The sequence below is a fragment of the Acidicapsa borealis genome (assembly GCF_059115245.1).
The window spans coordinates 4,387,937-4,413,794 of sequence record NZ_JCACNY010000001.1 but is presented as its reverse complement, the minus strand read 5'-3'; the positions used below and the strand labels follow the sequence as shown (position 1 = coordinate 4,413,794).

Annotated in this window: 19 protein-coding genes; 10 read left to right on the top strand and 9 right to left on the bottom strand. The window is 52.8% G+C overall.

Annotated elements, in window-relative coordinates; genetic code table 11:
• Window positions 1–53: 53 nt before the first annotated feature.
• Window positions 54–1,172 carry an ATP-dependent DNA ligase gene (locus tag AC5S27_RS18180; protein WP_493935984.1) on the top strand — a complete coding sequence of 373 codons (1,119 nt, stop codon included), beginning with the start codon at window positions 54–56 and terminating at the stop codon, window positions 1,170–1,172.
• Window positions 1,173–1,431: 259 nt separating this feature from the next.
• Here AC5S27_RS18180 and AC5S27_RS18175 read toward each other — a convergent pair whose 3' ends face one another.
• Window positions 1,432–4,098, bottom strand: coding sequence for an ABC transporter permease (locus AC5S27_RS18175; RefSeq protein ID WP_493935983.1), 2,667 nt, complete (start codon window positions 4,096–4,098; stop codon window positions 1,432–1,434).
• Window positions 4,095–4,442, bottom strand: coding sequence for a PadR family transcriptional regulator (locus tag AC5S27_RS18170; RefSeq protein WP_493935982.1), 348 nt, complete (start codon window positions 4,440–4,442; stop codon window positions 4,095–4,097). Before AC5S27_RS18170 ends, AC5S27_RS18175 begins: the two co-directional genes overlap by 4 nt.
• 234 nt (window positions 4,443–4,676) lie before the next feature.
• On the opposite strand from AC5S27_RS18170, the gene AC5S27_RS18165 reads away from it, so the two are divergent.
• A complete protein-coding gene (locus AC5S27_RS18165) occupies window positions 4,677–6,005 on the top strand; it encodes an IS1182 family transposase (RefSeq protein ID WP_493935981.1) in 1,329 nt (442 codons plus the stop codon).
• Between the two features lie 363 nt (window positions 6,006–6,368).
• On the opposite strand, the gene AC5S27_RS18160 is transcribed toward AC5S27_RS18165, so the two are convergent.
• Genes AC5S27_RS18160 through AC5S27_RS18140 form a run of 5 tightly spaced genes read right to left on the bottom strand, consistent with a single transcriptional unit; the run spans window position 6,369 to window position 10,773 of the window.
• Window positions 6,369–6,893 (bottom strand): ubiquitination-like system serine protease family protein, encoded by a 525-nt coding sequence (locus tag AC5S27_RS18160; RefSeq protein ID WP_493935980.1) that lies wholly within the window; start codon window positions 6,891–6,893, stop codon window positions 6,369–6,371.
• Window positions 6,868–8,394 (bottom strand): hypothetical protein, encoded by a 1,527-nt coding sequence (locus tag AC5S27_RS18155; RefSeq protein WP_493935979.1) that lies wholly within the window; start codon window positions 8,392–8,394, stop codon window positions 6,868–6,870. Before AC5S27_RS18155 ends, AC5S27_RS18160 begins: the two co-directional genes overlap by 26 nt.
• The gene (locus tag AC5S27_RS18150; RefSeq protein ID WP_493935978.1) at window positions 8,391–9,716 is read right to left on the bottom strand and encodes a ThiF family adenylyltransferase; all 1,326 of its coding nucleotides are present in this window, start codon (window positions 9,714–9,716) and stop codon (window positions 8,391–8,393) included. The genes AC5S27_RS18155 and AC5S27_RS18150 overlap by 4 nt, the downstream gene beginning before the upstream one ends.
• A complete protein-coding gene (locus tag AC5S27_RS18145; protein ID WP_493935977.1) occupies window positions 9,713–10,096 on the bottom strand; it encodes an E2/UBC family protein in 384 nt (127 codons plus the stop codon). Before AC5S27_RS18145 ends, AC5S27_RS18150 begins: the two co-directional genes overlap by 4 nt.
• Window positions 10,093–10,773 (bottom strand): multiubiquitin domain-containing protein, encoded by a 681-nt coding sequence (locus AC5S27_RS18140; RefSeq protein ID WP_493935976.1) that lies wholly within the window; start codon window positions 10,771–10,773, stop codon window positions 10,093–10,095. Before AC5S27_RS18140 ends, AC5S27_RS18145 begins: the two co-directional genes overlap by 4 nt.
• Before the next feature lie 339 nt (window positions 10,774–11,112).
• Between AC5S27_RS18140 and AC5S27_RS18135 the strand changes: the two genes are divergently transcribed.
• The 4 genes from AC5S27_RS18135 (at window position 11,113) to AC5S27_RS18120 (ending at window position 13,590) form a co-directional block, all read left to right on the top strand.
• Entirely contained in the window at window positions 11,113–11,328 is a 216-nt protein-coding gene (locus AC5S27_RS18135; RefSeq protein ID WP_493935975.1) for a hypothetical protein, read from the top strand.
• On the top strand, window positions 11,315–12,412 hold the full coding sequence (locus AC5S27_RS18130; RefSeq protein WP_493935974.1) for a HigA family addiction module antitoxin: 1,098 nt from the start codon (window positions 11,315–11,317) through the stop codon (window positions 12,410–12,412). The genes AC5S27_RS18135 and AC5S27_RS18130 overlap by 14 nt, the downstream gene beginning before the upstream one ends.
• 639 nt (window positions 12,413–13,051) lie before the next feature.
• Window positions 13,052–13,378, top strand: a complete 327-nt coding sequence (locus AC5S27_RS18125) for a hypothetical protein (RefSeq protein WP_493935973.1) — start codon at window positions 13,052–13,054, stop codon at window positions 13,376–13,378.
• A complete protein-coding gene (locus AC5S27_RS18120) occupies window positions 13,375–13,590 on the top strand; it encodes a HipA N-terminal domain-containing protein (protein WP_493935972.1) in 216 nt (71 codons plus the stop codon). Before AC5S27_RS18125 ends, AC5S27_RS18120 begins: the two co-directional genes overlap by 4 nt.
• A 263-nt stretch (window positions 13,591–13,853) precedes the next feature.
• On the opposite strand, the gene AC5S27_RS18115 is transcribed toward AC5S27_RS18120, so the two are convergent.
• Complete coding sequence (locus AC5S27_RS18115) at window positions 13,854–14,054, bottom strand: hypothetical protein (protein ID WP_493935971.1); 201 nt, start codon at window positions 14,052–14,054, stop codon at window positions 13,854–13,856.
• 623 nt (window positions 14,055–14,677) lie between these two features.
• Here AC5S27_RS18115 and AC5S27_RS18110 point away from each other — a divergent pair.
• The 4 genes from AC5S27_RS18110 to AC5S27_RS18095 all read left to right on the top strand — a co-directional run bounded on the left by AC5S27_RS18110 (window position 14,678) and on the right by AC5S27_RS18095 (window position 24,438).
• The gene (locus AC5S27_RS18110; RefSeq protein WP_493935970.1) at window positions 14,678–20,332 is read left to right on the top strand and encodes an RHS repeat-associated core domain-containing protein; all 5,655 of its coding nucleotides are present in this window, start codon (window positions 14,678–14,680) and stop codon (window positions 20,330–20,332) included.
• A complete protein-coding gene (locus AC5S27_RS18105) occupies window positions 20,292–20,849 on the top strand; it encodes a hypothetical protein (RefSeq protein ID WP_493935969.1) in 558 nt (185 codons plus the stop codon). The genes AC5S27_RS18110 and AC5S27_RS18105 overlap by 41 nt, the downstream gene beginning before the upstream one ends.
• Before the next feature lie 172 nt (window positions 20,850–21,021).
• The gene (locus tag AC5S27_RS18100; RefSeq protein WP_493935968.1) at window positions 21,022–21,375 is read left to right on the top strand and encodes a WD40 repeat domain-containing protein; all 354 of its coding nucleotides are present in this window, start codon (window positions 21,022–21,024) and stop codon (window positions 21,373–21,375) included.
• A 516-nt stretch (window positions 21,376–21,891) separates the two neighbouring features.
• On the top strand, window positions 21,892–24,438 hold the full coding sequence (locus AC5S27_RS18095; RefSeq protein WP_493935967.1) for a metallophosphoesterase family protein: 2,547 nt from the start codon (window positions 21,892–21,894) through the stop codon (window positions 24,436–24,438).
• Between the two features lie 620 nt (window positions 24,439–25,058).
• Here AC5S27_RS18095 and AC5S27_RS18090 read toward each other — a convergent pair.
• The gene (locus tag AC5S27_RS18090; protein ID WP_493935966.1) at window positions 25,059–25,694 is read right to left on the bottom strand and encodes a site-specific integrase; all 636 of its coding nucleotides are present in this window, start codon (window positions 25,692–25,694) and stop codon (window positions 25,059–25,061) included.
• Between the last annotated feature and the right edge of the window lie 164 nt (window positions 25,695–25,858).

Below are 25,858 nucleotides of genomic sequence, written 5' to 3'. Positions count from 1 at the left end.
CCGCTCTCTTTCCGACAATAGCGATAAGCACCAACCAAAAGGAGAACACTGTTATGAGCACTCTCGCCGTATCCCCATCGACCGCCGCCATCTCTCTCTATTTCCGCGAAGGAAGTTCCGATAAGGTCTACCACGCGCAGATCGCCCCCGAAAGCAATGACCTCTACTCCGTCAACTTTCAGTATGGCCGCCGAGGTTCCACTTTGCAGACAGGAACCAAGACCGCCGCTCCGGTCGCTCTCGCTCAGGCCCGGAAGATCTTCGACAAACTCTTGGCCGAGAAAAGGGCCAAAGGGTACACCGAAGGGGAGAGTGGAGTTCCATACTCAGGCGGCGAGATGGCAAATCGCCGCTTCGAGTACACTCCGCAACTGCTCAACTCCATCGACGAAGCCGTCACGCTCGAATACATCCGCGACCCGGATTGGGTTATGCAGGAGAAGATGGACGGCATTCGCCTGATCGTCGTACGTCGCGGCAATAGCATCACGGCGGGAAACCGCAACGGCCTTACTGTGGCGGTCTCCGCATCCATTGTCGAAGCCGTCCTTGCTCTCGACCACGATTGCGTCCTTGATGGCGAAGCTATCGGCGATGTTTACTGGCCCTTCGATCTACTCAGTTTCGATGGGAACGACATCACCGACCGTTCCCTCACCTACCGCCTCGACGTCCTCACCGCCATGCTCAGGGCCAAGCCAAGTCGTCAAAGTCGCCGCGTTCGCACCGCCTTTTCTGAACTCGACAAACATGCCTTGTTGAACACAATTCGAGCCGAAGGCGGCGAGGGTGTCGTCTTCAAGAATGCCCACGCCCGTTATACACCGGGACGGCCCGCCTCAGGTGGCTATGCTCTGAAGCACAAATTCAAGGCAAGCGCGAGTTGCGCCGTCCTCTCCCATAACTCCGGAAAACGCAGCGTCCAGATCGCTGTATCGAACGACGCCGTGAACGCCTTGCCCCTTCAACGTTTCATCGAGATCGGGAATGTCGCCATCCCGGGGAGCGCTCCGATGCCCTCTATCGATACCATGATCGAGATTGAATATTTGTACGCCTATCGTGGCGGAGCGCTTTTCCAACCCGTCTACAAAGGCGCTCGCCCGGACAAGCACCATCCCGATGCCTACGCCTCGCTGAAGTTCAAACCGGAGAATGCAGAAGGGGAATGACTCAACTGCCGATTGAACAACCCTTGCCATCACAGGGCACCGGCGACAAACCGGTGCCGCTATCTGCCGCCTTCGCGTAGGCGGGAAATCTCTCGAAGGGCGGCGGGGCCAGTTCCGAGACTGTTACGAAACTCTATGTGCGGACCCGCTTCGCCGCCGTCGTGACTTCCGGAGTTTCGACAGTCCACCCGGAACACGAACAAATAGATTCTCGACGAGCGATTCGGCATGATATCGTCAGCTGGCCATCGGTCCTGCTTCACTCTTCGCGCATGAGTTTGGACGGATCGACGGAGAGCGCGCGCCGGGCCGGGATGGCTGAGGCTGCAATGCCGAGCAATGCCATGGTCAGCACAGTACCGCCTACCACCAAGGGATCGCGAGGATTTGCCTGATACATAATCTGTCCCAGCAAGTGGTTCGCGAAGAGTGCTGCCAAAAGACCGACGGCAGATCCTGCGCAGAGCACAAACATGGGCCGCCCAACGGCAGCACTCATCACATCCATCTTGCGCGCGCCCAGGGCCACGCGGATGCCGAGTTCTTTCATGCGCTTGCTTACGCTGTAGGCAGCCATGCCGAAGATGCCTGTCACTGCCAGCATCGCCGCCAGAAGCCCCATTGCGCCCAGGGCCGTAGTGGCTGCACGCGCCGGCAACAGCTCGCTGTCGAGCGAATCGACCCAGCTTTGTGCATTGATAGGCACATTGGGAGCAATGCTGCTCAATGTGCGCTGAAGCGCCGCCGTCATTTCGTTGGGAGCGCGTTGCGACCGCACGACGAAGACCGCATCGCCCGAGCCGGATTGAGAATACGGCTGGTAGACGACTGGCTGCGGTGACTCTTCCAGGTCGTGGTACTTACCGTCTTCCACCACTCCGACAACCTCAGTGAGGTGGGCAGACACAATGAAATGTTGTCCAACGGCGGGGATGCTGCCCCACATCTTCTGTGCGAAGGTCCGATTCACGACAGCGACAAAGGGCGTGTTCAGGGTATCGGACCAGGAGACATCGCGGCCGCTCAGCAGGCGGGTATTGGCACTCTCAAAGTAGCCGGGCGACATTTGAAACACGTACGGCGCTAGCGCGGCGTTGTTGAGTTTGAAATCGGTCACTCCTGGGCGGAAAGCTGGAATTCCATGCATACCGCCGGTGAAGGGCGTGCGGCTTACGATCCCGACGGAGACCACGCCGGGAACGCTCCGTGCGGCGTCGACAATTGCTTTCTGTTTCTCGAGCACCAGATCGTCTGTCAATTCCATCTGACTAAGGTCAATATCAACGAGCAGCGCACCTTGCGGCTTGAAACCGAGCGGAACGTGCAGTGCCCGTACCATGCCGCGGACCGCCACAAGCGACGATGTTACAAGCAGCGTGCAGATGGCGATCTGCACACCCAATAGGAGATCGCGTAAGGCGAATCGGCCGAGACGCATTGTGTCCGACGGGCCGTTCTTCAAGCTTTGTAATGGACTGCTTTGCCATGCCTGCCGCGCGGGAAGCAGCCCGAACAGAAGCGCACTGACAAGTGTGAAGGCAAACCCGGCGAGGTACACACGGGGGTCCATACTTGCGACCAGACGGCTCTCGACCAGCGGATGCCAGTGGTTCAATGCGCCCAGCAGCAGACAGGCGCTACCGAGCCCGGCTGCTCCGCCCATGAGCGAAACCAGGACTGCTTCAGTGAGCAGTTGCCGAGTCAGACGCCCGCGGCTCGAACCCAGCGCTACACGGAGAGCCAGTTCGCGACTGCGATCCGCAGTGCGTGAGGCAAACAAACTCGACAGATTGGCGCAGGCAGCTGCCAGCACGAGCAAAGCAAGCGCTGTAACGCTCCAGAGAAATCCGCGAATGACGTCGCCTTCATCGCCAATGAGTCCGGGATGGATCAATCGCAGTGGTTGTCCGTCGTCGGTATCGGGATACTCCTTTGCTAGTTGAGCAACAATGGTGTTGAGATTATCCGTGGCTTCCCGCGGCGTTACTCCGGGCTTCAGCCGGCCAATGACGGTCAAGCTAACGGATGATCGGTTTTGCAGGGAGTCCCCACCCTCCACCTGCTGCTCGTTGATCATCGGCATCCAATAATCGGGCCACACAAAGCGCTCAGTGCCGTGGAACTGCGGGGGAGCCACACCGATAACCGTAAATGGATGCTTGTTCAAATCCACGGTTACGCCGACGATGCCAGGATCCGCATGAAATGCGTTTCTCCACAGCGTATCGCTCAACACCAAATACGGTATTGAATCCGGGCCGCGCTCTTCAGCGACGTGGAAGAATCGTCCTCTCTCAGGCTGCACGCCCAAGAGATCGAAATAGTTGCCGGTGACCAGATCGCCGGAGATACTCATCGCTGTGTTTTGCCAATTCAGCTTCACGTGAGAATAGGCGTTGACTCCAACCATGGCGCTAAAGGTGGTATTGCGCCTCTGGAAGTCTTCAAACGCAGGATAGGATGTCGTCAGCAGCCTACCGGTCATCCACTCTCTATGGCGAATTTGATACAGGCTTTTCGGGTCGTCGACTTCAAGCGGGTGCAGCAGGATCGCATTGAGCACCGCGAATACAACGACATTTGCGCCGATTCCCAGCATCAGGGTCAGGACAGCGACGACAGTGAACGCGGGCGACTTACGCAGCACGCGGAATGCATAACGAACGTCCAGCAACAGGGTCTCCACCAAGGGCAAGCCTTTTTCGGCGTGATAGCTTTCGCGGACTGTTTCGACTGCTCCGAACTTCAGGCGGGCGAGGCGGCGGGCTTCTTTTGGAGTCATACCGATGCGGATGTTGTCGTCCGTCTGGGCCGCAATGTGTGACTCGATTTCCTCCCTCAACCGGTCGTCTCCGGACTGTTCATTGTTGCCGAACATGGTCATGACGCCCAGCAGACGCGCGCAGAACCGACGCAAGGCTGTCATACCAAATCCTCCGCTTTCACTTCAAAGAAGTGCGCAATGATTGCCGTCGTTTGTTCCCACTCGCGTTTTTCAGCTTCCAGCAGTTTGCGTCCCGCACGGGTCAGCCGGTAAAAGCGAGCGCGGCGATTGTTTTCCGAGGCACCCCAGTCCGACGCGATCGCGCCCTCCTGCTCCAGCCTCAGCACGAGAGGGTAGAGCGTACCCTGATTGACCGAAAGCAAGGTCCCGCTGATTTGCTCGATGCGCCGGGCGATGCCATACCCGTGCAGCGGTCCCAACACATCGAGCGTCTTTAGCACCATAAGCGCCAATGTCCCCTGCTGGACATCTTTCTTTTGCTTCATACGTATTTCTCCCGTTTCATGTTCACTGGGATACCAACAGGAGGATTACATATTTCCATTGGGAAAGCAACAGGTGAGTGTTGGCGGACTCGCTGGCCGGTGATCTCGATGAACGCACTATCGCCAATACGCGATTCTAGGTTGTTAGAAAAAGTATTCGTGGCTGTGCGATCAGTGATTCTTGTACCGGGATCGATGAGAAGATTGTCTTGCCAAGCGGAGGTATCTCTTCTTATGGGTTACATCGAGGGCGAGGGACGAAATCAGGGAACGCTGTTTCCCGTGGTACTGGATGACTTAGTTCCAGCCGATCATGTGTGCCGCGTGATTGACGCGTTCGTCGAAAAACTTGTGATGTCGGAGCTTGGCTTCGAGCGCGCCCAGGCCGCTGAAACGGGACGGCCTGGCTACGATCCGCGCGATTTGTTGAAGCTGTATCTGTATGGCTATCTGAGCCAGATCCGCTCGTCGCGCCGCTTGGAAGCTGAATGCCGCCGAAATGTCGAGTTGATGTGGCTTCTAGAACGCTTGTATCCAGACCATAAGAGTATCGCTGAGTTCCGTCGGATGCACCGCGATGCAGTTACGGCAGCGGGCGCCGAACTTGTCCGCTTTGCACGCAGCTGCGGACTTATCCGTGGTGAGTGGATTGCCATTGATGGCTCAAAATTTCGCGCTGTGGCCAGCATCGACAGCGCGCGCGAACGGCTCGCTTTACAACGCTATCTAGACAGCATAGATAAGGCAGACGACGAGCAACAGACAAAAATCGATCCATCTGCTGTGCAGGCTGCGCTAGAAAAGCTGAAGCAACATCCGGAACCTGAAGCTGGCTTCATGTTGATGCGTCAGAACACCCTACCGGCGTACAACGTGCAAACTGCCGTCGACACGGAACATGCGTTGATCGTGGCGCACGCTGTGGTACTTGATGCAGCTGATAGCCGTTGCCTGCAACCAATGGCCGAAGCTGCAAAGAGGGCACTCGGAGTTGATAACTTTCAAATCGTGGCAGACGCCGGTTACTCCAACGGTGAACAAGCCGCACAGTGTGAAGCAGCCGGCATGCTGCCGCATGTTCCCGTTATGCGCACTGTGAACAACCAGGGCGACGGCACTCTGTTCGGGCGCGAGGATTTTCGCTACGAACCCGATACCAATACCTATATTTGCCCTGGAGACAAGACGCTCCGACGAAAGAAGATCCATCGAAAAGAGCGCTACATAGTCTATGAGGCTGCGGCCAGTGACTGCGGTACATGTTCTTTGAAACCGCGCTGCACGCAGGCTCAGAAGCGCAGCGTATCTCGACACCTGTACGAAGACGCGCTAAATAGAATGCAAGAGCGAGTCACGCCTGCAGTAATGAGGCTACGTCGATGTACTGTCGAGCATCCCTTCGCAACCATCAAGTACCGCATCTTTGGCCATCCGCGTCTGCTGATGCGCGGGTTGTCAGGCGCACGGGTCGAAATCGGCCTGGCAACGATGGCATACAACATCAAGCGCATGACGAACGTGCTCGGCGCAATCAAATTAACGGAAGCACTTCATCAAGCCTGATGAAGCGCGTAGACGGAACGCACAATCTGAAATCATGAACGAGTCAACAAGAGGAGTCGCGTCCTTCTACGATCTGCGGAACGGAGTTTCGTAACGACCTCGTTCCGAGGCTGTTACGAAACTCCTGATCGGGCGAAATTCTCGCTGGCGCAGCATTCCAATTGATCGGGGGCCGAAGCCAAGAGAGGAAATTGAACGACCCCGGGTAAATCGACGTTGCGATGGCAACTTTTTGGTTGCGAACCACGAACGTCAAACTGGATGTGTGACTTGGCCTGTTATCGCCAATCCACAGGGGAGAATAAGCCGCTCACACGACATGTGAGTGACCGTAACCGATTCCGCGCTGTGTTCATTTGCGGACTATTTCGCCAGTTTGAACTGACCCTCGAGCTCATCAGACCCTTCGAGCAACAAGTGGCTCTTTAACGCAAGATGCCGGCACGCTCGATTGACGTTCCACGGGATCTCGTCTAGCTGTTCCGCAAGGTCGGTGAAGTGTTGCCACTTCTGAGTGCAGCGCGAAAGGACTCGTTCACGAAGCTGAGCTTCTTCTTCGACAATGACGTTGCGATCGTCATCCTCCCAATCGCACCAGACGATCGAATGATTCCAGATGATGAAGTGGCTGAAACACCCTGTATCTCTCCACACCGAAGGAAACACTGAGATTTGATTGCGCCGTTTGTAATGCCGCCATGCTTTGTCGGTGCGAGGATCAAGATTGATCGTAAGAATATCGCCACAGCCGTCGGGGCATGCCATGACAATGGACCGAGGAACTCCTCTGTCTACGAGGACAACATCACCAGGATGCTCAAGGAGAGCATCTGCGGCGTGTCGATGGGTTACAGAACCTCTGTCACGAACTCGCTTTGCTCTTCTCAATTTCCCTCTTGGCAATTTGCTGGATGATTTTGGCGCCCAATTCCAAGGCGACGACGCGACGCCCTTTGTCAGCCCCACCTTTGGACAACGGTGGAAACTTACACCAACGCCATAGTGCGATAACCAGTGCTATTGGATATTCATACTCATGACTCTGCTCGTAGATGCCGAACGCCCGAATCCGTTGCAGGCAGCCGAACATCCATGAATCGGGATCGGGAGCTGAGTCGATACTGGGACTTCGTAAGATCGCATCCAGGTCATAGAACGGTTTTATTTCAGCTTCCCATTCGTTCTGTTCGAACTCATCCTTACCATCGTTTCCACGATATGCGAATATCAGGGCAACTTCCAGAATAGCAACGTCGAAGCAGAGCGGCGCACCCTGGCCCGGGGTGGTATCACCTTTCACGGCTCCCAAGTCAATGAGAATGGCGTCGTCTCCTCGGACTCGCACATTCTCTCCATGTAAGTCGCCGTGGATGGTTGCAGCACGATATTCAAACTTGTGATTCGAAAGTTCCTTCCACAATGCCTTGAAATCAAGACCTAGTTGTTGGATTCGCTCCGTCTCGAAGTACTCGTCCTGAATTGAAGAGAGCGCTAGGACACCAAGACGCTCCGCTGCCTCCACCAAAGACCCATTCACCATCGGGCATTGGCGGGCTCGATCCCGCCATCGGTGAAGTGTGCGGTTGAAGAGGTTAGAAATTGCTGCTTCTGCCCGTCCAGCTCGGGCCGCATTGAGCATAGACTCCGATTTATCTACAAAGTCAGCTACATATATTGCTCTCTTGAACCCTTCTACATACACCTCGAGGTTTGGTCGCAGCTCAAAAGGTACGAAGGGGGACACCGCCCTCATCGCCCCAACTTCTTTAGACATATCGGATCTACTACCGGCTTTCAGAAGGCGAGGTTGGGTCCAGTGAGCAATTGAAGTTTCCGTTTCCAAGCGCTTCTCGTGAGCCATGAAAACGCGCGAACCAGACAATCCGTCAGGAACCTTACGAAGCTTGAGTTCTTCTGCCTTAGGGAAGGCGCGTCTAACCAGACGCAAGTCTTCGGACGTGAGTTTTTCGAAATTTCCATCCTGATCGATAGGAAACCCCTTCCAGCGCTCTTTGGAGGGAGCTTCAAGAATGTTGTCGAAATTCGTATCCCTCAAGTCCGGCAGAAACAGAACGTCGTTGTCCCATGGATACTTCGTATCGATCTTGTGCAAATGCTCTTCGAGAATGCTCGTTCTGTCTCCACCGAGTACAAGCACGCGAATCGCGTGATCGATAAACTTCGGGATAAGGTCGTAGCTCAATGAATCTCCGTCAGCCACACCACCTGTGTGGTCAATAACTACGATGTGCGTGATGCCCAGCAAGCGATCCTCGATCTTCTCTCGCTCGGGATTCTCTTCGATTGAAAAACCACGCCGTTCCAATCGATACCGAATGCCGGTCTGTGGAGAGCGGCCATACCAGAGGATTGTCTTGACCGGGGTCATTTAGGACTCCGCTGAACAAGGGTGAGCTCACGAGAATCACCAGTTCCCACGACGCCGGCTGGTCCACAGACAGTGCAATCCACTTCGGATCTGGCGGAGAGAAGTCGAACTGTTCCGCTCAGCGCGTCATAGGATTGCCATCTGGCTCGCACGGGAATGTCCGTGAATGCACCAAGGAACATCGTGACCGCCATAGACACCATCGCACTGTTGATGGAAATGACTGCAGGCTGAGAAACTCCCCCTTCGTTGAAGTAGGGGTCAGCGGCCCGCTGCTCCGGAGTCATCAGTTCCTCACGGATTCTTTTCGGGTCAAGCGCGTTACTACAGGTCAGGCAGGGAAGCCCCGGTCCAAGCATCTGGGTGCGTCCAGTTATCGCTCCCACAACGCCGTCCCGCGCATTGATCGAGACCCCAATATCGAATGCGGGGATCAGGTACTGATAGGAAAACTCCGACAGATGAGCGCGGCTGACGTGAGAATCCGTACAAATAAATATCGCGTTCACACTCTGCAATAGCTCGATGCCCGCAGGATCCATGGCAGATCCTTTGTAGGGAGTTACCTCGGCATCCGGGTTGATCTGCCGGATCAACGCCTTGGCTATTTCTACCTTGTCTTGTTCAACCGACGCATCGCTCGTTCCCACTACGCGATTGAGGTTCGTTTCTTCTAGCAAATCCGGATCCAGCAGAATGAATTGGCCCACACCTAGATGACCCAGCTGTTGGGCGGCAACCGATCCTGTTCCTCCAAGTCCCACGATAGCGATCGATAGTTTTCGCAGTACCGCCTGTCCCTCTTCTCCGAAGGCGCGAATTTGGCGATCATAGCGATTGGAAGTTCCCAACGAATCGGGTGAATCTTGAACCTTCGAGACCTTCGCTCCCACCGACCGGATGCCTACCCGTTCCCCTGTTCCAAAGCGACGGGCGACGGGAACGCCGTCGCACAACACGATGGAGAAACTGTGTCCTTCCGGGTTGCGCTCCTTTAGGAAGTCCGACAGCCCACGTTCTGTCTGATCATCGACCTTGGAGAAGTCGGGAAAGCCCGAAGGGTGGGTATGAACAAAGGCCAGCGAACGACCGGTTGCCCGGGCACGACGTGTCACGGCGACAAGGAACTGCGGAGCGAACGTGATCTCAGTGGCGCTCGAGTCAAGGATGTCCTGCGGTCCCGCGATCTCTACCTCATGGACGAGGTAGCTCTCGGCCAGGACGTTCCGGTTCAAATAGAGGATGGCCCCCCGTTCGACATCTGCACGGAGTGCGTCAACGAGCAGGCGCAACGCTGATTCAGCGATAACGACTTCCTTCATTGCAAGGCCTCAAACCGTGTCCGAATCACCTTTACATAGGTCGAGAGAGTGCAGGACGGATTCCAAGCGGTGTTGACATGCCAGGAAAACCAAAGAGTCTGTGCGTCGGTTTGCCCGGGCATCGTCTGACCTATGGTCGCGTTCTTTGGCATAGCTCCGCCGCGTAGACGCAGAGCCATATCTGCCCAAAAGCAGTCCGGCGCTGCATATGGATAACCGTTCGGCACCACGAAACGGATTTCGGTCGAAGATTGAGACCAGCCCTCGGGCAGCGGAAAATTGGGAACGCGTACCAAGTGCATACCGCCGCCCACCGGCGTGAGCGTCGCTCCGCTGAAAGTAGCGCTGATCTCCGCGAATTGTTCTTCGACAGTCTTCATGCGCGTCCGAAGGTGGCAGGAGGGACGATTGCGAAGTGTGCGGGCATCTTACGACCCTTCAACTTAACAACAGTTGTAGGGCGAATGACCTCGTCGGGTGCAGCCCCGTCGCCCTCAAGGACCAAAGAATCTGCCGCATTCCAGTTCGGGACCTTCGCGGTGATTTGCGCTCCGGTGATCTCCGCAAGCTCAGTGAAATAAGGTTTCCCGCTTACAAAGTATTCGTAGACCGTGGGCTCGATGTGGCGTTCATGTGAACGCAAATGTTCCACGCCCCGGCCTTTCAATTCAAACAAGTCTCCGACTGAGAGCTTCTCGTTGGACCCCTCATCACGAATCCATACTAAGTCGTCATCCGCGGGGACGTTCGCAAGACGCCGTATTTCGCTAACCCCGATCGCGGGCGCTGCCCAAAAGAGGGAGTGCTCGTTGACGGTGAGTTCGAAAATCTCGCCGCCAGGACCGGCAAAAAACTCCGCCTTGCCGCCAGTGAGGTCGAGGACGGCGTCCGATCCAACAACGACCGTTCCATGCGTCGATCGTTGAATCAAAACGAAGTCGTCGGCGGGTTCAAATCCCGCATCAGCGAGTATTTTGTCAGCGCTTGGGGACGAATCATTCGTCTCTTCCTGCTTCCCGTTGATCAGATAAGAAAACTTCTTTTCGGCCTCACTCATGGGTCACCTCCGGATGACTATGCTTCGTAACTGCCGTCTTAAGATCGAGCAGGGCACCCTCCGGTGATCCGCTGCGCGCCCCTACATCATCTTGACCGCCGGGGTCCTATCCAGCCAAGCCATGTTTCTATTAACCCCAAGGGTGCATGAAAAGTACTCCTATTGTCAATAGCTTTGATTTACCCTTGGGGTTAATCTTTTTCGGGGGCGAGGAGAATGCTGATCCGGTTCAGCTCTGACGCATTAGCGAAGGTGTGCAACAGCAGTGAGCTTCTTCGCCGCCGTTGGGGGGTTGCAAAAGGGCTCCTGCTGGAGAAGCGACTCTCACAGATCGGAGCAATGCCCAATTTGCATTTGGTTACGGCGATCCCGGGGATTCTAGAGACTCCAGTTCGACTCACCAAGAAAGGCGAGCTCGTCGCAGCCGTAGTTTTGCCCTTACGACTCCTCTTCCGGGTCGATCATGATCCACTACCCCTGCACGAGAACGGAGACGCACGATGTACGGATATTCACGACCTCACCCTGATGGAGGTTCTAGATGGAAGCGATTAATGTGAGCACCACCTTTTCTCCGAATTACGCCGTTCATCCCGGACAGACCCTGACTGACGTTCTGACCGATCGGGGTATCACACAGGCTGAACTCGCAACTCGCATCGGCAGACCCCTGAAAACGATCAATGAAATTGTCAAAGGGAAGGCGTCCATCACTCCTGAAACCGCTCTTCAGCTGGACCGGGCGTTGAATGTGGATGCAAGAGTTTGGAACGCGTTAGAAGCCCAATATCAATTACTCCTTGCCGAGAAGCGAGAGGCATCCCGCCTACTTTCGTATACCGACTGGATCAAACGCCTTCCGCTCGCCGAGATGCGAAAACGTGGCATTCTTCCGCACGGGCAGGAGAATATAGATTCGGTCAAATCCGCTCTTCGCTTCTTTGGTGTTGATTCGCCTGAAAGCCTGGCCCATTCATCGACCGTTGCCGCATTCAGGAAGTCTCCAACCTTCGACGCCGATGATTTTGCCCTTCACGCCTGGCTAAGACTTGGAGAACTCGCTGGTCAAGCCTTGAAATGTGATTCCTTCGATAAGATTCGATTCCGAAACTCACTCTCTGAAATGAGAAAGCTTTCGACGGAGGACGATCTAAAGCTAGTAAAAAATCGTCTTGTCGATATGTGTAGCTCTGTAGGAGTAGCAGTTGTATTTGTGACTCCCTTTCAACAAACTCCAGTCAGTGGAGCTGCGCGTTGGCTAAATCCCGAAAAGGCATTGATCCAGCTCACTTGCCGTCACAAAACCGATGACCACGTGTGGTTTACGTTTTTTCACGAAGCCGCCCACATCCTACTGCACGGCAAGAAGGAAGGGTTTCTGGATGATACCGTCGTAGACCACGAATTGCCCGAGCGTGAGGCGAATAGTTTCGCTGCAAACACCTTGATCCCAATCGCCTCGATGAACGAGTTTGTGCGCCAAAAACCAATCACAAAGACTTTAATACTTGGGTTCGCTTCCGAGATGGGAGTCTCGCCTGGAATTGTCGTTGGTCAATTGCAGGCGAGAAAAAGGCTGCCAATGGTCACGACTCTCAACACACTAAAGCGAAGAGGGTATGATCTCACCGATATCTGAGCCACATCTTTGGAATTGGAACCTGGCCTGTGTCTGTTTAACGAATGCATTATCGCCAATGTGCTTTTCGAGTTCATGTCGGGGCTGGAAACACGCTTTGATCTATTCGCCTCAATTGACAGTTCAACAAGATCTATAGGAAACACTAGCCGAATTCTCGGTATCGATATCCGGCAAAGTGAACGTCGGTATTGGTGATGCTCTTGAGTTTCTATCTATGATCCGTCCTGAAATATCGGCAATGGGTCGATGAATGCCCGTGCCCGGAAAAAACGTTCGTCGGGCATTAGCCCTCCGTCGCGCCCACAAGTGGCAGATCCGAAAAGCGACCTCTCCACAGCGCCAACTCGTACTCGGGCAGAGTTTGGCCCAAGGCAAACTATAGGGGCGGCTCATCGCGCAGCGTGCAAAGAAAGTCTCCCATCTTGAGCGATAACTTCCTCTCTTGCCGAAAAAAGCCTTGTCGACGCAGACCAAGTATGCAGGCAGGCTGCGTCAACCTGGGCTTCCAAAGTAGGTTCTGAGAGCACCAAACATCAAGCCGGTGCCGGCGTTTCGTGCCTCTCGAAGCTTGCGAACTTGACTAAAAGGCAATAGATTACCCCTAGTCTAGTAACAGGGCCGTTAAAGGGTATCTTAATGTCCATTGTCCTGAAAACGCCGCTGGAGGTGTTGCAAGGCATCGCGGAGCGCTTCAAGGCCACGCGTCTTGCCATGAACCTGATACGGGAAGAACTTGCGTCCCGGTCGGGTGTGGCCGGGAGTTCCCTAAAGCGGTTTGAGCGCGAAGGGTTCATCGCGCTGGACTCGCTTCTCAAGATAGCTCTTGTGCTTGATTACCTTGACGATTTCGAGAAGATTCCGGCGGGCAATTCACGGGTTCTTGGGGCTCAATCGCTCGATGACATTCTCACCAGGCCCACGCCGCGCCGCAGGGCGACGAGTAGGAAGAACCGCGGCCGATGACGTATGACCCCACAGAATTGCTGACCGTTTCTCTCGACGCGTTGAACAATCGCCGCAAAGTCGGTCGCCTTGCGAATCGAGACCGGCAAATCCTTTTCGAATATGATCCCGACTTTCTCGCATCCGGCATCCAGATTTCACCGATCAAGCTACCCCGTCGCCCTGGCGTCCAGATAGCCGACACCGCGATCTTTGACGGACTGTTCTCTTAGCGGCCAATCAGCTCGGCGTAACCCCGGAATGCAGAGACACTTGTCACCGCTCCGCAGTTCAAAACTTCGAGCTGGCGATTGCATTAGCCGTAGTTATTTTCGGTCTCACGGATCGGCAACGCCCAATCCTCCACGTCATCGCCCGCGGCTAGCAGCGGGCCGGTGGGCTAATCCGTGTGCGTCAATCTCAAATTCTTTCTACTTCACCTTGCTGAACATTCCTTGACCCAACAGATCGAGATTGAACGGAAGACGACTAATTGTCAGTAGCTAATTTCAGCCGATCCCTGCAGGATAGTCTGATACCCCGAAGGCGTCACCGGCATCAGAGATGAGCGCGGCATAGCCGTAGGATGGATCACCACGAGCGTGCTGTCGGTCGCGCCAGAGGCCCGAGCAAGATGGCCTTCGGAGTCAAGGGCTTCGTCGGGACCGGCCGGCTGTCCGCCGACAGGGGTTCCCAAAGTCGGATGGAATAAGCTTCGATTGTAGACCTGACCCCGAAAGTCAGTAAGGTGACGCGTCCGCCGCACCTCAATTCAAACGGGCGGCGTTCGCCTTTCACTGTAGGCAACCCATCCCGTCGGGCGCGCGATCGCCGGCGTGGAGTTGGGCAGTATCGCTCTGTCGTCATGCGCCAAGGTAGACCTGCGATAACTTATCCTGAATCGTACCGTGGTTATATCACTGTTGGTAGGCATGCTCTTTTGCTCGATCGCCTAGTTGAAAGTCGGGTCCGTTTGGTCCTATTCGGGATGATACTTAGCCGATGATCGAGATTGAACCGAAGCATCCAGTCAAGGACCGAGTCGAAGGTGGATTGATTGAAAGAGGAAAAGAAGACCATAGTGCCCTGGTGCTTATATATCAACGTAACCGGCGCATTCTAGGGCGAATATTCTTCCTGACTGTTCATAGTTAATAGTTTATAAACACGTCATTTGTTCTTTGAGAACGACAAGCCGCAATGATATTTTGAAGGAGCTTTCAACGATATTGAATCTGCCGAGACCTGAACGCTAACCGCGGATGACCACATTTGCTGTTTGGCGCAACGCGTCAATCGGAATGGAGACCCCGAACACAAATGCGCTTGCGCCATTTAGTCTTTCTTGCACTCTTTACATTGTCCTCCCTTTCAGTTTCACTTTTCGCCCAAGACAGCGTCCCGGCAGTCGTCACGCTTAACAATCTCAGCGGCGAACTGCCCTACTCTTCACAGATCGGCACAGATGTTGAGCACGTAGATCTCGCTCACGGGAATCTCATTGTCAACATCCCCTTTGTGAATGTGCCCGGAAGGGGAATGCCGTTCAGGTATGGAATAAGGTACGACGCTGCGTATTGGGTTATCGAGAATCAGAACGGTGGTGCGCCAGCTTACTGGAATCCGGAGATGAGGAACTGGCTCACGACGTCTACCCTAGGGTGGACGTCAACCCAGCCATATCTAACGTACTCGATGGGCAAGATGAAGTGCTACAGCGGGGCTTCTTTCCCGCATCAGGGAGGTGGAGGAACCAACCCCGTTGTGTATGTCCAAGGTTCGCGTACCGACAGTGTAATGTTCGTGGACGAGCAAGGAACTAAACACACATTGCTGGTCAACGGCCAATCGAATGGGGAATGTACAAACGGGTCTTACTCGTTCAACAATGTTGAAGGTCCTTCGCTAGGCAACGACGGATATTGGGGTTATCCCGGCACGGTTATCGCCCCTGACGGGCGCACATACCAGTCAGGGGGAACATCTGGGGGTATATCCTATCCTGCTGCGGGCTCGCTGACGGGTGCGTACTTTATAGATATGGCGAAGGTTACAGACACTCGTGGGAATTCCGAAATTGTTGCACCTGGGAATGTCGACACCGTTGGCCGCACTCCAATAACCCAAACAACGACTAGCAACCAAATTGTCTATACGGTCAATGATTCAAACGGGAATGCTCAGACCTACACTGTCAATCTTGGATCTTCCGCGATTAGCACAAATTTTGCGGTCACAACTCAATCCGTAGCCGAATACAGCAAAACCCGAACTACCGTCTCGTCTGTCGACCTGCCGAATGGGCAGAACTATAGTTTTACATATGATTCCTATGGAGACATCACCAAGATCAATCTACCAACAGGTGGATACGTATCATATGTCTGGAATAACATCAATGGGACTGGCATTCCATTTCGAGCTGTAACTAGTCGTACGGTCAACGACGGCGTAACCTCTAGTACTTGGGGTATCAGCTATACCTGGTCAGCTGATCAGACAATCGAGACGGTCACATTGACTAGTCCATCTGATGCGCAAGGTGTGATACATAAGACTGCATATACATACACTTTCCAAAGCAGCGCAACGCCCGTTCTAACGGCTGTGACATACGACCAGAAATCAGACGGTTCGTACATTCGTGGCTATCAGATGACGTACGATACCGCAGCCACGTTTTCTGAGTTTGGATCAGTTCACCAACTGTACTCACAAAATCAACTCAAGAGTATTGTGACAACAATGGATGCGGGAGCGAACGGCTCTGGGGGAACCGTCAGCAAAAAGGAATTTGATTACGACACCTTCAGCTTCGAGCGCTACGACATGGATTGTACTGATGACACTGCGGAGCAGAATTGCGAGTTAAATGCGACGAACGGCAACCTCCCGCCTCCTGAATACGATTCGTTGTCTCGTGGAAATGTCACCGCTGTCCGAGAGTACGCGGCTGGCTCTGGAGCACCTGGGACTTTGGTCCGGCAGACAATACGCAAGTACTTGCAAGATTACACTTCCGGCTACGGTAAGAGCGCGACGGGCGTAACTCTCACTCACCACGTTCAATACACCGGAAACAATCTTGTTAACCGCGCAATAGACGAGACCATATATGACGGCTCCGCAATCTGTTCAGGCACGGGAGGAATCAACGCCACCACTGGCGCTTATACGCCACCACCCGCTTGTACTGCGGTCAAACTAGCGGAGAAAACGATTCAGTATGATAATCAAAGTCCGTCGTCTTACGGGTATCACGGAGAAGAGACCCGGTATTCACGTTGGCTGAACTCGACAAGCTCCTTTTTGTCGACCAACTATACCCATGATTCGTTCGGCAATCTCACTTCCATCACGGACCCGCTCTCGCATACGACAACGATTGGGTACGCTGATAATTTCGCTGGCGTCGGCACTTGCTCAATCTCTGCAAGCAGTAGTGTTTATCCCACATCAGTCCAGGATGCAGCAGGTTTCACGAGATCACTAACGTATTATGGCTGCACTGGTAAGATTTCGGCAGATCAAGACCCTAACGACATAGCAGCGTCTCGCGCGGGAACGACATACACTTACGATGAAATGGGCCGAACTCTTGTCAAGGTTGAAAAAGATGGTGGGAGAACTTCTTCTTCATACGGCGATTCGTATCCAACAACCATATCTACTTCAAAGCAGATTAACTCATCCTTGAACGAGACCACTCTGATCCAGAATGATGGTCTTGGGCGTAAGGTAAGTTCCTCGATCACATCGGACACCGAAGGAACGATCACAACGCAGACAGCCTACGACGCTTTGGGCCGCGTTTATCAGACATCAAACCCATATCGTTCGACTTCTGACTCTACTTATGGCGTTACTACAAATTACTACGACGCACTGAACCGTCCAACGTCAACAAAGAATCCTCTCGGAGTTTCAAAGACCTGGAGCTACACTGGAAATTCTGTGACGCTCACAGACGAATCAGGAAATCAATGGAATAAGGTTTCTGACGCCTTGGGACGACTCGTATATGTGTACGAGCCGAACGGTACATCGACGACTCCCACGATGGAGACGGACTATACTTACGATCCATTGGATAACCTTACTGGGGTTACTCAATGGGGCGGCCCCTATGGAACTTCGAGATCAGTCTCCCGGTCATTCGCGTATGACAGCCTGTCGCGTCTGCTAACCTCTACGAATCCCGAGGCAGGTACGATCTCCTATGGGTATGATTCTGACAGCAATTTAATTAGCCGAACTGAGCCTGCAATCAATGCTACATCTGGAACTCAAAAAATCCAATATTGCTACGATACTCTACATCGACTCACATTGCGCTATGTTTATTCCGGTGCGGCTGGGTGCTCGAACCCATCTTCTATCGAGAAGAGCGAATTCGCATACGACGGCAGCCTCCTCTCCGGCTCAGTAGTTTCTGGTATCACATTTGCGAATCCTATCAAGCAACGGAGTGACGCTCAGCACTATGTGAACAATGTTTTGATATCGGAGGACGTTCCATACAACTACGATGCAATGGGCCGGCTCCAAGCGACGCAAGAAGTCCCCTATGTTCCGTCAGGCTCGCAGTACACCGTCAACCATACCTTCAATTATGTTGACGACCCGGTGACGGAAAGCAATAGCGCCACAGGCATTGTGCTCACATATAACTACGACAGCGTCGCCCGTTTACGAGGGGTTTCGAGCAGCCTCGCGTCTTGGAACTTGAGTACAAATCCCCCAGCTGTCTTGCTCTACCCGACCTCTCTTTACAACGTAAGCAGTTACGGTCCTGCGGGCGTGGTACAAGCGACGTATGCCGGGGACCCCAACAATACTGGGTTCTTCAACCTCTATCGCTATTACGACAGCATGATGCGCGTCGTAGACAATGAACTTTATCCGAACAACGACGGATTTGGGACTGGTACAGTTGTCATCGCGGGCGGAAGTGCAACCGATACTGGTTCAGTGAAGATCGCCGCAGGGGGTGTAACCGCCTCAGCTAGCTACTCAGTTGGCACCTCAGCGCCCACTGTCGCAAATTCCCTAGCATCTTATTTCAATCATGCTTCCGGTTCGGCTGTTACTGCCTCTGTTGCAAGCGGGGTCTACAGTGCGACGAACGCTTCCGGTCAGGTTGTATGTCAGAATGGAACAGTTCCGAGCACTACGACGCCGTGCTCAGTGGTGATCTTGCGAGCGATCGTTGTGGGCCAATATGGCAATGTAGCTCTAAGCCTACCGGCGGGCAGTGGCTCTTCGTTCACAGCCACGCCATCGAACTCTACCCTGATAGGTGGGGTAGGCACGCCGCAAGGTAATTCTCAAGCGTACGTCTACACGTTGGCATACGCCCACAATGGCAATATCACGACTGCCTACGATGCCTATAACGGATCGTGGACCTACGGATACGACACACTCAACAGGCTGACCTCAGCCAACCACAACAGCTACGAAGGCATCGGTACGGTCACGCCTAACGGCACATTTAACTATCAGTGTTGGGGATATGACCCTTTCGGTAACCGGACCAATGAACTGGAAAGCAATAGCGCGTGCCCGAGTTCGCTGACGAACCCAACATCGACACATTGGATGACCTACAACACCAATAATCAGATTTCTGGTTCCGATACGGGTGGCCTGACTTATGACGTTGGAGGAAACGTCGTGCAGGATGCGACCAATCGATATGTCTATGACCTTGAAGGTCGGCTATGCGCTGTGCAGAACCTCCTCACGACCTCCGCGACGCAATACGTGTACGGCGCGGATGGGCAGAGAGTTGCTAAAGGAACCATTGCCACTTGGCCAACAAGCGGCAGTCGTTGTGCACTACCTACTTCTGCGAACGGTTTTACCCTCACCTCCACTTATCTGCGCACTTCAGATGGAGCCGAGGACACAGAACTCTTGGCAGCTACAAGCGGCGCCCCATCAGGAAGCTGGCACCAGAACGTCTATTCGGGCGGAAGTCTGCTGGCTACCTATGGTGGACAAAACGGCCAAGCGCCGGCTCTATACTTCAACATCAATGATTGGCTCGGAACCAAACGTGTTGAACTCAATACAGCTGGCCAAGCAACCGCGTACTGGAAAAGCGATCCTTTCGGTGCGTATCTGAATCAGACAGGGTCGGGAATAGACGCCACTGAGAACCACTTTATTGGAAAAGAGCGTGATGCGGAATCAGGTAACGATTACTTCGGCGCTCGCTATTACTCATCCACAATGGGAAGGTGGATGTCGCCAGACTGGAGTGTGAAGGAAGACCCTATTCCATATGCGCAAATGGATAATCCACAAAGCTTGAATCTTTACGGTTATGTGGGTAACAACCCTTTGGCCAAGGGAGACCAAGACGGGCATTGCTGGCCAGTTTGTGACTTAGTCAATCTTGTGACTACGCTCACGACGAATTATTTAGCGTCACATCCGCAGGTGGTCGCTAAACTTCAAGCGATTATCGACAAGCCAAGTCCAAGTCTACATATATCTAAAGAAGATATATTGATGAACGCTCCTGCCGTAATTCGCGCAGAAGGAACGCAGATTGCAGTTGAAGCAGCAGACGAAGAAGAAGATGATGAAGATGGGCTGATGGCCGGTGATGCTGCGCAATATGGCGCCATGAGTGTAAGCGCACCGACCGCAGAAAATAGTGAGCCAAGTAATGAAACAGATAGTACCACTAGTAGCACCGGGTACATCGGTAATAACATAGTTCAAGGGTCAGGTAGGGTGAATAGCGACCTCCCCGGCGGTAAGGCCGAAGCGCTAAAGACCTTCAATCAGCAAACGGCTGGACAAGCGACTCATGTTGACCCAAAAACAGGGCAAACAGTAGCTGCGGACGGAACACGGCTTCGCACCGCCGCTGATGGAAGCGGTCGGATAGAAAGGCCAGCAAGTGTCACAGGAGACCAACATGAAACAGTGCATTTTAAGACGCCCAACCAACCTGAGTGAAGTGGATCTTAATCGCCTCCAAAGCGATGCAATAGTGGCAGCATACACAGGAGGTTTGCCTCCTAGGGGTAGGCACTTACATGGGGGAGGAGTGGATTTATTCTTCGACCATTCAGAACTCTCTATCGATGTAAAGATCGTTCAAGAAGGCGCGAAGGAGGAGGCATTCTATGTCGACTTCGGTAGGACATTGGGCCAGGAATACTGGCGCAAGGAGATTGTTGAACGAAACGGTATGCCAGTTATCGATAACATCGACCTATATTCTTCTTGGGCAGCAATTGGCCTTACTGATCTAGTGAATGGGCCTCGATGGGTCAATTTGTATGTAGGCCGGGATGTCTCGGACGACATCACTGAGAACGATTTCTTTGTTAAGGGCATTGAACTTATTTCTCGGAGTGACGAAAAACAGCGAGTGGCATTCATCGTATCAGAGGATTTTCCTAGTGACATCACTGTGCTTACTCCTGGTGATGAATATGCGTCTGAATTAGGAAGGTTACGTCCGATCTAAACAATTTACTGGCAAGTCCAGGTGCTGCTCTATGATGGATCAGGGAAGGTAAGTTAGGATGCGACTAACAGCTATGTATGCGACCGACCGGCTACCCTGGAATTTCACCATGAATCAGACCTAGACTTCCATGGTCGCCTAACCGCACGATAGGGGAGTCCTCCGCGCAGTATTGTCAGTAGCTTGGAGCCCTGATGGAAGGCGGGTGCTATCGGGTTCCGAAGACCGAACAATACGGATTTGCAATGTCGGAGAGAGCGGTGCGCTGATGACACTAATAGGACACGACAGCGTATTAAGAACCGTAGCGTGGGGTACAGACGGCGAATACATATTAGCCGGTTCCGACGATGGAACAGTGAAAGTCTGGCGGTCGGACAATGGGGAGATCGTATCTTCAGTTTGCTGTGAATATCCCGTTCTGAGCTGTAGCTGTAATATGCGGAAGATCGCTGTTGGGGACTATGGTAGTAAGGTGCGAATACTACAATGGATTGACAGAGCAGCGATTTCAGAATCGCGGTAGGCGACTGAAAGCGACACCAGCGAAGTAGGGCGAGGATAGTTGATAGCTCAGATTATGTAGCTTATATAGTTGGCTTTTATACATACGGCTAGAAAGGGAGGAGGATGCCGGGGGCTGACTAAGTTGCGTGAGAAGCCAAAGAGTAACGAAGACTGGACACAAATGTTCGGCGAAAGGTTTTTGTAGAGTCGAACATCGAATGCTCCTGCTTTGTCCATTCCATCTTGGGGATGGAACGCCTATCTAGACGGACCGTATTTCGAGGACATTTTCCTTTAGAAATCAAACAAAACCTTTCAAAGGTGATGGATCCTTGAGCCAGCAAGAGATTCGTTGCCCGAGGGGCGCGTCCCGATAGTATGTAGGATCATTTGACAATTGGCGAACCAACAGGTCAAGGCTCCGTCACAGCGCATAGTGACAGATAAAACCGAAATTACTTGTATGAAAAGCCTTGACCGGAGTGATATGCTCGACCTTTAAAATAAGTGCATGCCAAGAAGGTGGTTTTCGCGGATGGCGAAGCGTGTTTTTCTCTGTCTAACTGATTTGCACTACTCAGATGATCAAGTGAATTTCACCGATGACCCCAAAGAGCTTGGCAAGCCCTTCGGGGGTGCCTTTCGTGCAGACACTCTCCAAAGGCTCAACGCTATTCTCGAACATGGCTTCGAGCCTAATGAACTAGACTTTATTGCTGTCGTCGGGGATATTACAACTCACGGCCAGGAGGTCGGTCTTTCCCAATTTTGCAAGGAAGCGGTTCCGTTGCTGGAGCCTCTCGTTCCCGAGAATGCCATTTGTATTGTCCCTGGAAATCACGACGTCATGTGGGCTCTTGATCCCAGTCAGCCTGGCTATTTCCAGCTGAAATTTCAGCACTTCGTAGAAATGGTGAATGAGGCAAACGCCACTACTTGTCTCTTTCCGAAAGGGGAAGTAAAGCCCGATTCACATTCAAAGGTTGTGTTCCAGCGTCCGAAGCATGGACCTCTGTACATTAACGATGACGAGTCCAAGCAGATCCTGGTCCTGAATATTAACTCTGCGTCTAGATGTGGTGAATTACATAAGGAAATGCATGAAGCTTTTGTTCAGTGGAGTGGTAAAGCAATCGACCTGGGGCCAAAAGCTACCACGACCGCGGCAGACAAATCCAAGGCGATCTCCAAATACTTCCTGAGAGATATTGCACAATTCACGCAAGACCAGTTGGAGCCACTGCAAGACATTCTCAAGCGACAGAAGAAACATCTTGGAGACAAATGGAATTCATATTTGAAGGTCGCGCTTGTACACCATCACGTTGTTCATTTCCCAGGTCAAGAAACTGAGCACAAAGGCTATGAGTTCATGCTTGATTCATCACTATTGCTCGAATTCCTCACCGGCTTTGACTTTGACCTTATTCTTACGGGACATAAACATCATGCTTATGAAATGGTCCACCATTTTAGAGACAAAGAAATATTCATTGTCGGCGGTTCGACGATGGGTGGTCATCAAAGCGCAGGTTCATTTCGCGGAATTCGCCTGATTGAATTTGACAATACTCAATCTTCGAAGCGACTAAAGATCAAGAACGTGACGCATGACCTTAGTACGGCTGATGTTCGAGAGGCCATCAAGAGGATAACGCCAATACCACTTGAAATTAACCTAAGTCCGGCAGATGCCCTCAAGCGGTCTGTGCAGCGTGAAGGATTTAGTTATCGGAATATTGTGGCGACCACCAAGATTACTGATGAGGGTGACGCGATTCGCACCGTGCAGTGCGACGCATTACTAATCAGCAGACAATGTGAACGGGCTGTCGGCCACGTCGTTGTTCTTCCACTGACATCCGGCTATATCGATCACTTTAGAGCTTCCTCACCGGACTTAGACATTGATGTTGAGGACGAAGGTGCGACCTCGGTACGAGCCAAATCCGCGACAAAGCGATTGAGCTTTCGACCGAAGTTAAGCTTAGGCTGTCCAATCAACTATCAGTTTGAGTGGACAGCAGTAAATGCTTTTGCTTTGGATAAGACACAGTTTAAGCGGATGTATCCAAAGGACACAGCACTGCAAAACACGGAATTTACTCACTTTCAACCGAAGGATCCTGCAGAAACCATGATCTTAATGGTTCAGTTTCCTTCCGGCTTTGCATACCGAGAAATTCCTCACATCCGCGTCGCCAAACCTGATCCTACAGTTGAGGATAGTAGGCTATGGCAACTCGATGAAGATACTACGGAGGCTTTGAAAGCGGCTCATGCGATGACCGTAATCCCGTCGATCAATACCATTGAACTTAGGGTCGCGACGCCTGATCCGAATCTTAGTTATGGAATCGAATGGAAATTGCCGGAAGGCCCCGTGAGAAGAGACTCGGGGAGAATTCCCAGATTGATTAGATCCCTTGAGCCTAAGAGCCCACTGTCTCCGACGATCTTATATAGGACACTTTCTGGCGTTCGTCGCATATTGCTCAAAGGTTGGGCGGGGGAATTTGATATGAATTTGATGGTGTTTGGTTTCTCTCAATACCCTGGAATGCTCAAAAGTATTTCGGCCGGCCGGTTTACTCAGCTGGTCGATGGAGCCGAACCTAAGTCAATGGATGAAATTCCTACTGATGTAACCATTCCGTACGGTCTGGGAATTGCGGGAAGGGCTTTCAAGGCTAATAGGCCACAGTTTCATGTCTCTCCTGAAATCGCCTTGGATGGATCTGGTTTAGATAGCCCCAGTTTTTATCTCAGATTTCCCGGTTCACTTGACCACAAGAAACTCATTTGCATTCCTCTCCACTTGCCTGTACAACAGCGAGAATTCCAAAAAGAATCGAACGTATATGCCACTTCTGAGCCATATGGCATTCTGAATATTGGGAGCGAAAATGAGGAGTTTCCACTGTCTCCAGAGTTGGTGTCGGAAGATAGAACAGAAGCTGAATTGAAGATGCTGCAGCACAGTTTGAATGTAGCGATGGCCGAGGTACTTTTTGACATTCGCAGCACTGTGCAAAAGATGAGGAAAAGCGGTGCAAAAACAGGACTTAAACCCGGTGATTGACCTTCAAGAAGGTTCTCGGCAATCTAAAAGCGGGATGTGAAGGTGATCTAATGATGATGTGCGGCCGATAAGGTCGGGAAAAGGATTTTGCACATGGGTATCGTACGAAAGCTTGGTAACGGATACTACGAAATTGAGTTCACAAGTAGAACCGTTGATCCTGAGGTTGTTGATCGCGTTGAACAAGCGTTCGATGAGACGGCAGAAGTTCCAGAGGCCCAGATTAGAGTCAACCAACTGCGCCCCGACGCAGCCGCCGTCCACAAGGCTGGCAGATTCGCCTCCCTCAGGACCGCAGCACCCATTTAATTATTGGTCGTGCCGGTGAACCCGCCCTCATTCCTGACAATCTAGATCAGTTATGCCTTCCGCGCTTAATGCGTACCAGGATATGACTATGCGGCGTTGCCTCAGTCCTACTTGCATGGTCTACTGATGTCGGACGTGCAAATAACGTACATAGAAGGTCGAAAATGAGCCCGAACGGCCAAAGTCTTACTTAAATCAAAATCCTGTGAGGCGCTTTTTTGCAATCAATTCCGCTGATCTTCGGCAGGTGGCCCTGAAAAGGCAGGCGTCGGCGGTTCGATCCCGTCTCTGGCCACCACATTACAAAGTACTTAGCGGTAAACCAAAGTCTTACAATTCAGCCGCGCGAACCATTTGCGAACATACTCACGAAGCATTCGCAAAAACGGTTTCGCTTGGTTACAACAGCTTCCACATTTCACGCGCCGTGTTGCCGGTACGGGCGATATGTTGCGGTCCAGCTTCGCGTAGCGTTCCGTCATTTTGATGTTTGAGTGGCCGAGGAGCTTGGCAAGTTCGTACAGATCGCCGCCGTTCATCATGTACCAGGATGCGAAGGTATGACGCAGATCATGAAAGCGAAAGTTCCGGATCTTCGCTCTTTCAAGCAAATCCTCGAAACTCGCTTCCAGCCTTCGCCGGACACCTGATGCTCCCTGCCGAGGCGGGAACACCTGATCATCGGACGAGCCTTCCGCATAAGAACGCAGCTCGTCAGCAAGCTCGGGGAGCATCGGGACGTAACGCATCTTGCCGCCCTTCAGCTTTGCCCGCACCGCTATCAGGCCTTCCCCATACATCACATCCGACCAATGCAGCCCAAAAACCTCTGAGGCCCGCATGCCCGTTGTGAGAGCGATCAAAACGATCAATCGCATACGCTGTATGGTCCGGTTCAAATCCGTGGTGCCCTTCCTGTACCTCTTGTCATCGAGAGCCAGCTTCAATCGCCGGAGCTCACGGTCGGAGAGATAGCGATCGCGGGCATCGTCTGGCCGTCGAACCTCAATCTGATCGGCGGGATTACGTTCAATACCGTCGCCCCAAAATCCCCAAAACGGCCCACGGGCTTAGGGGGCATCGTCACCGGCGTAACACTACTTAACACAGA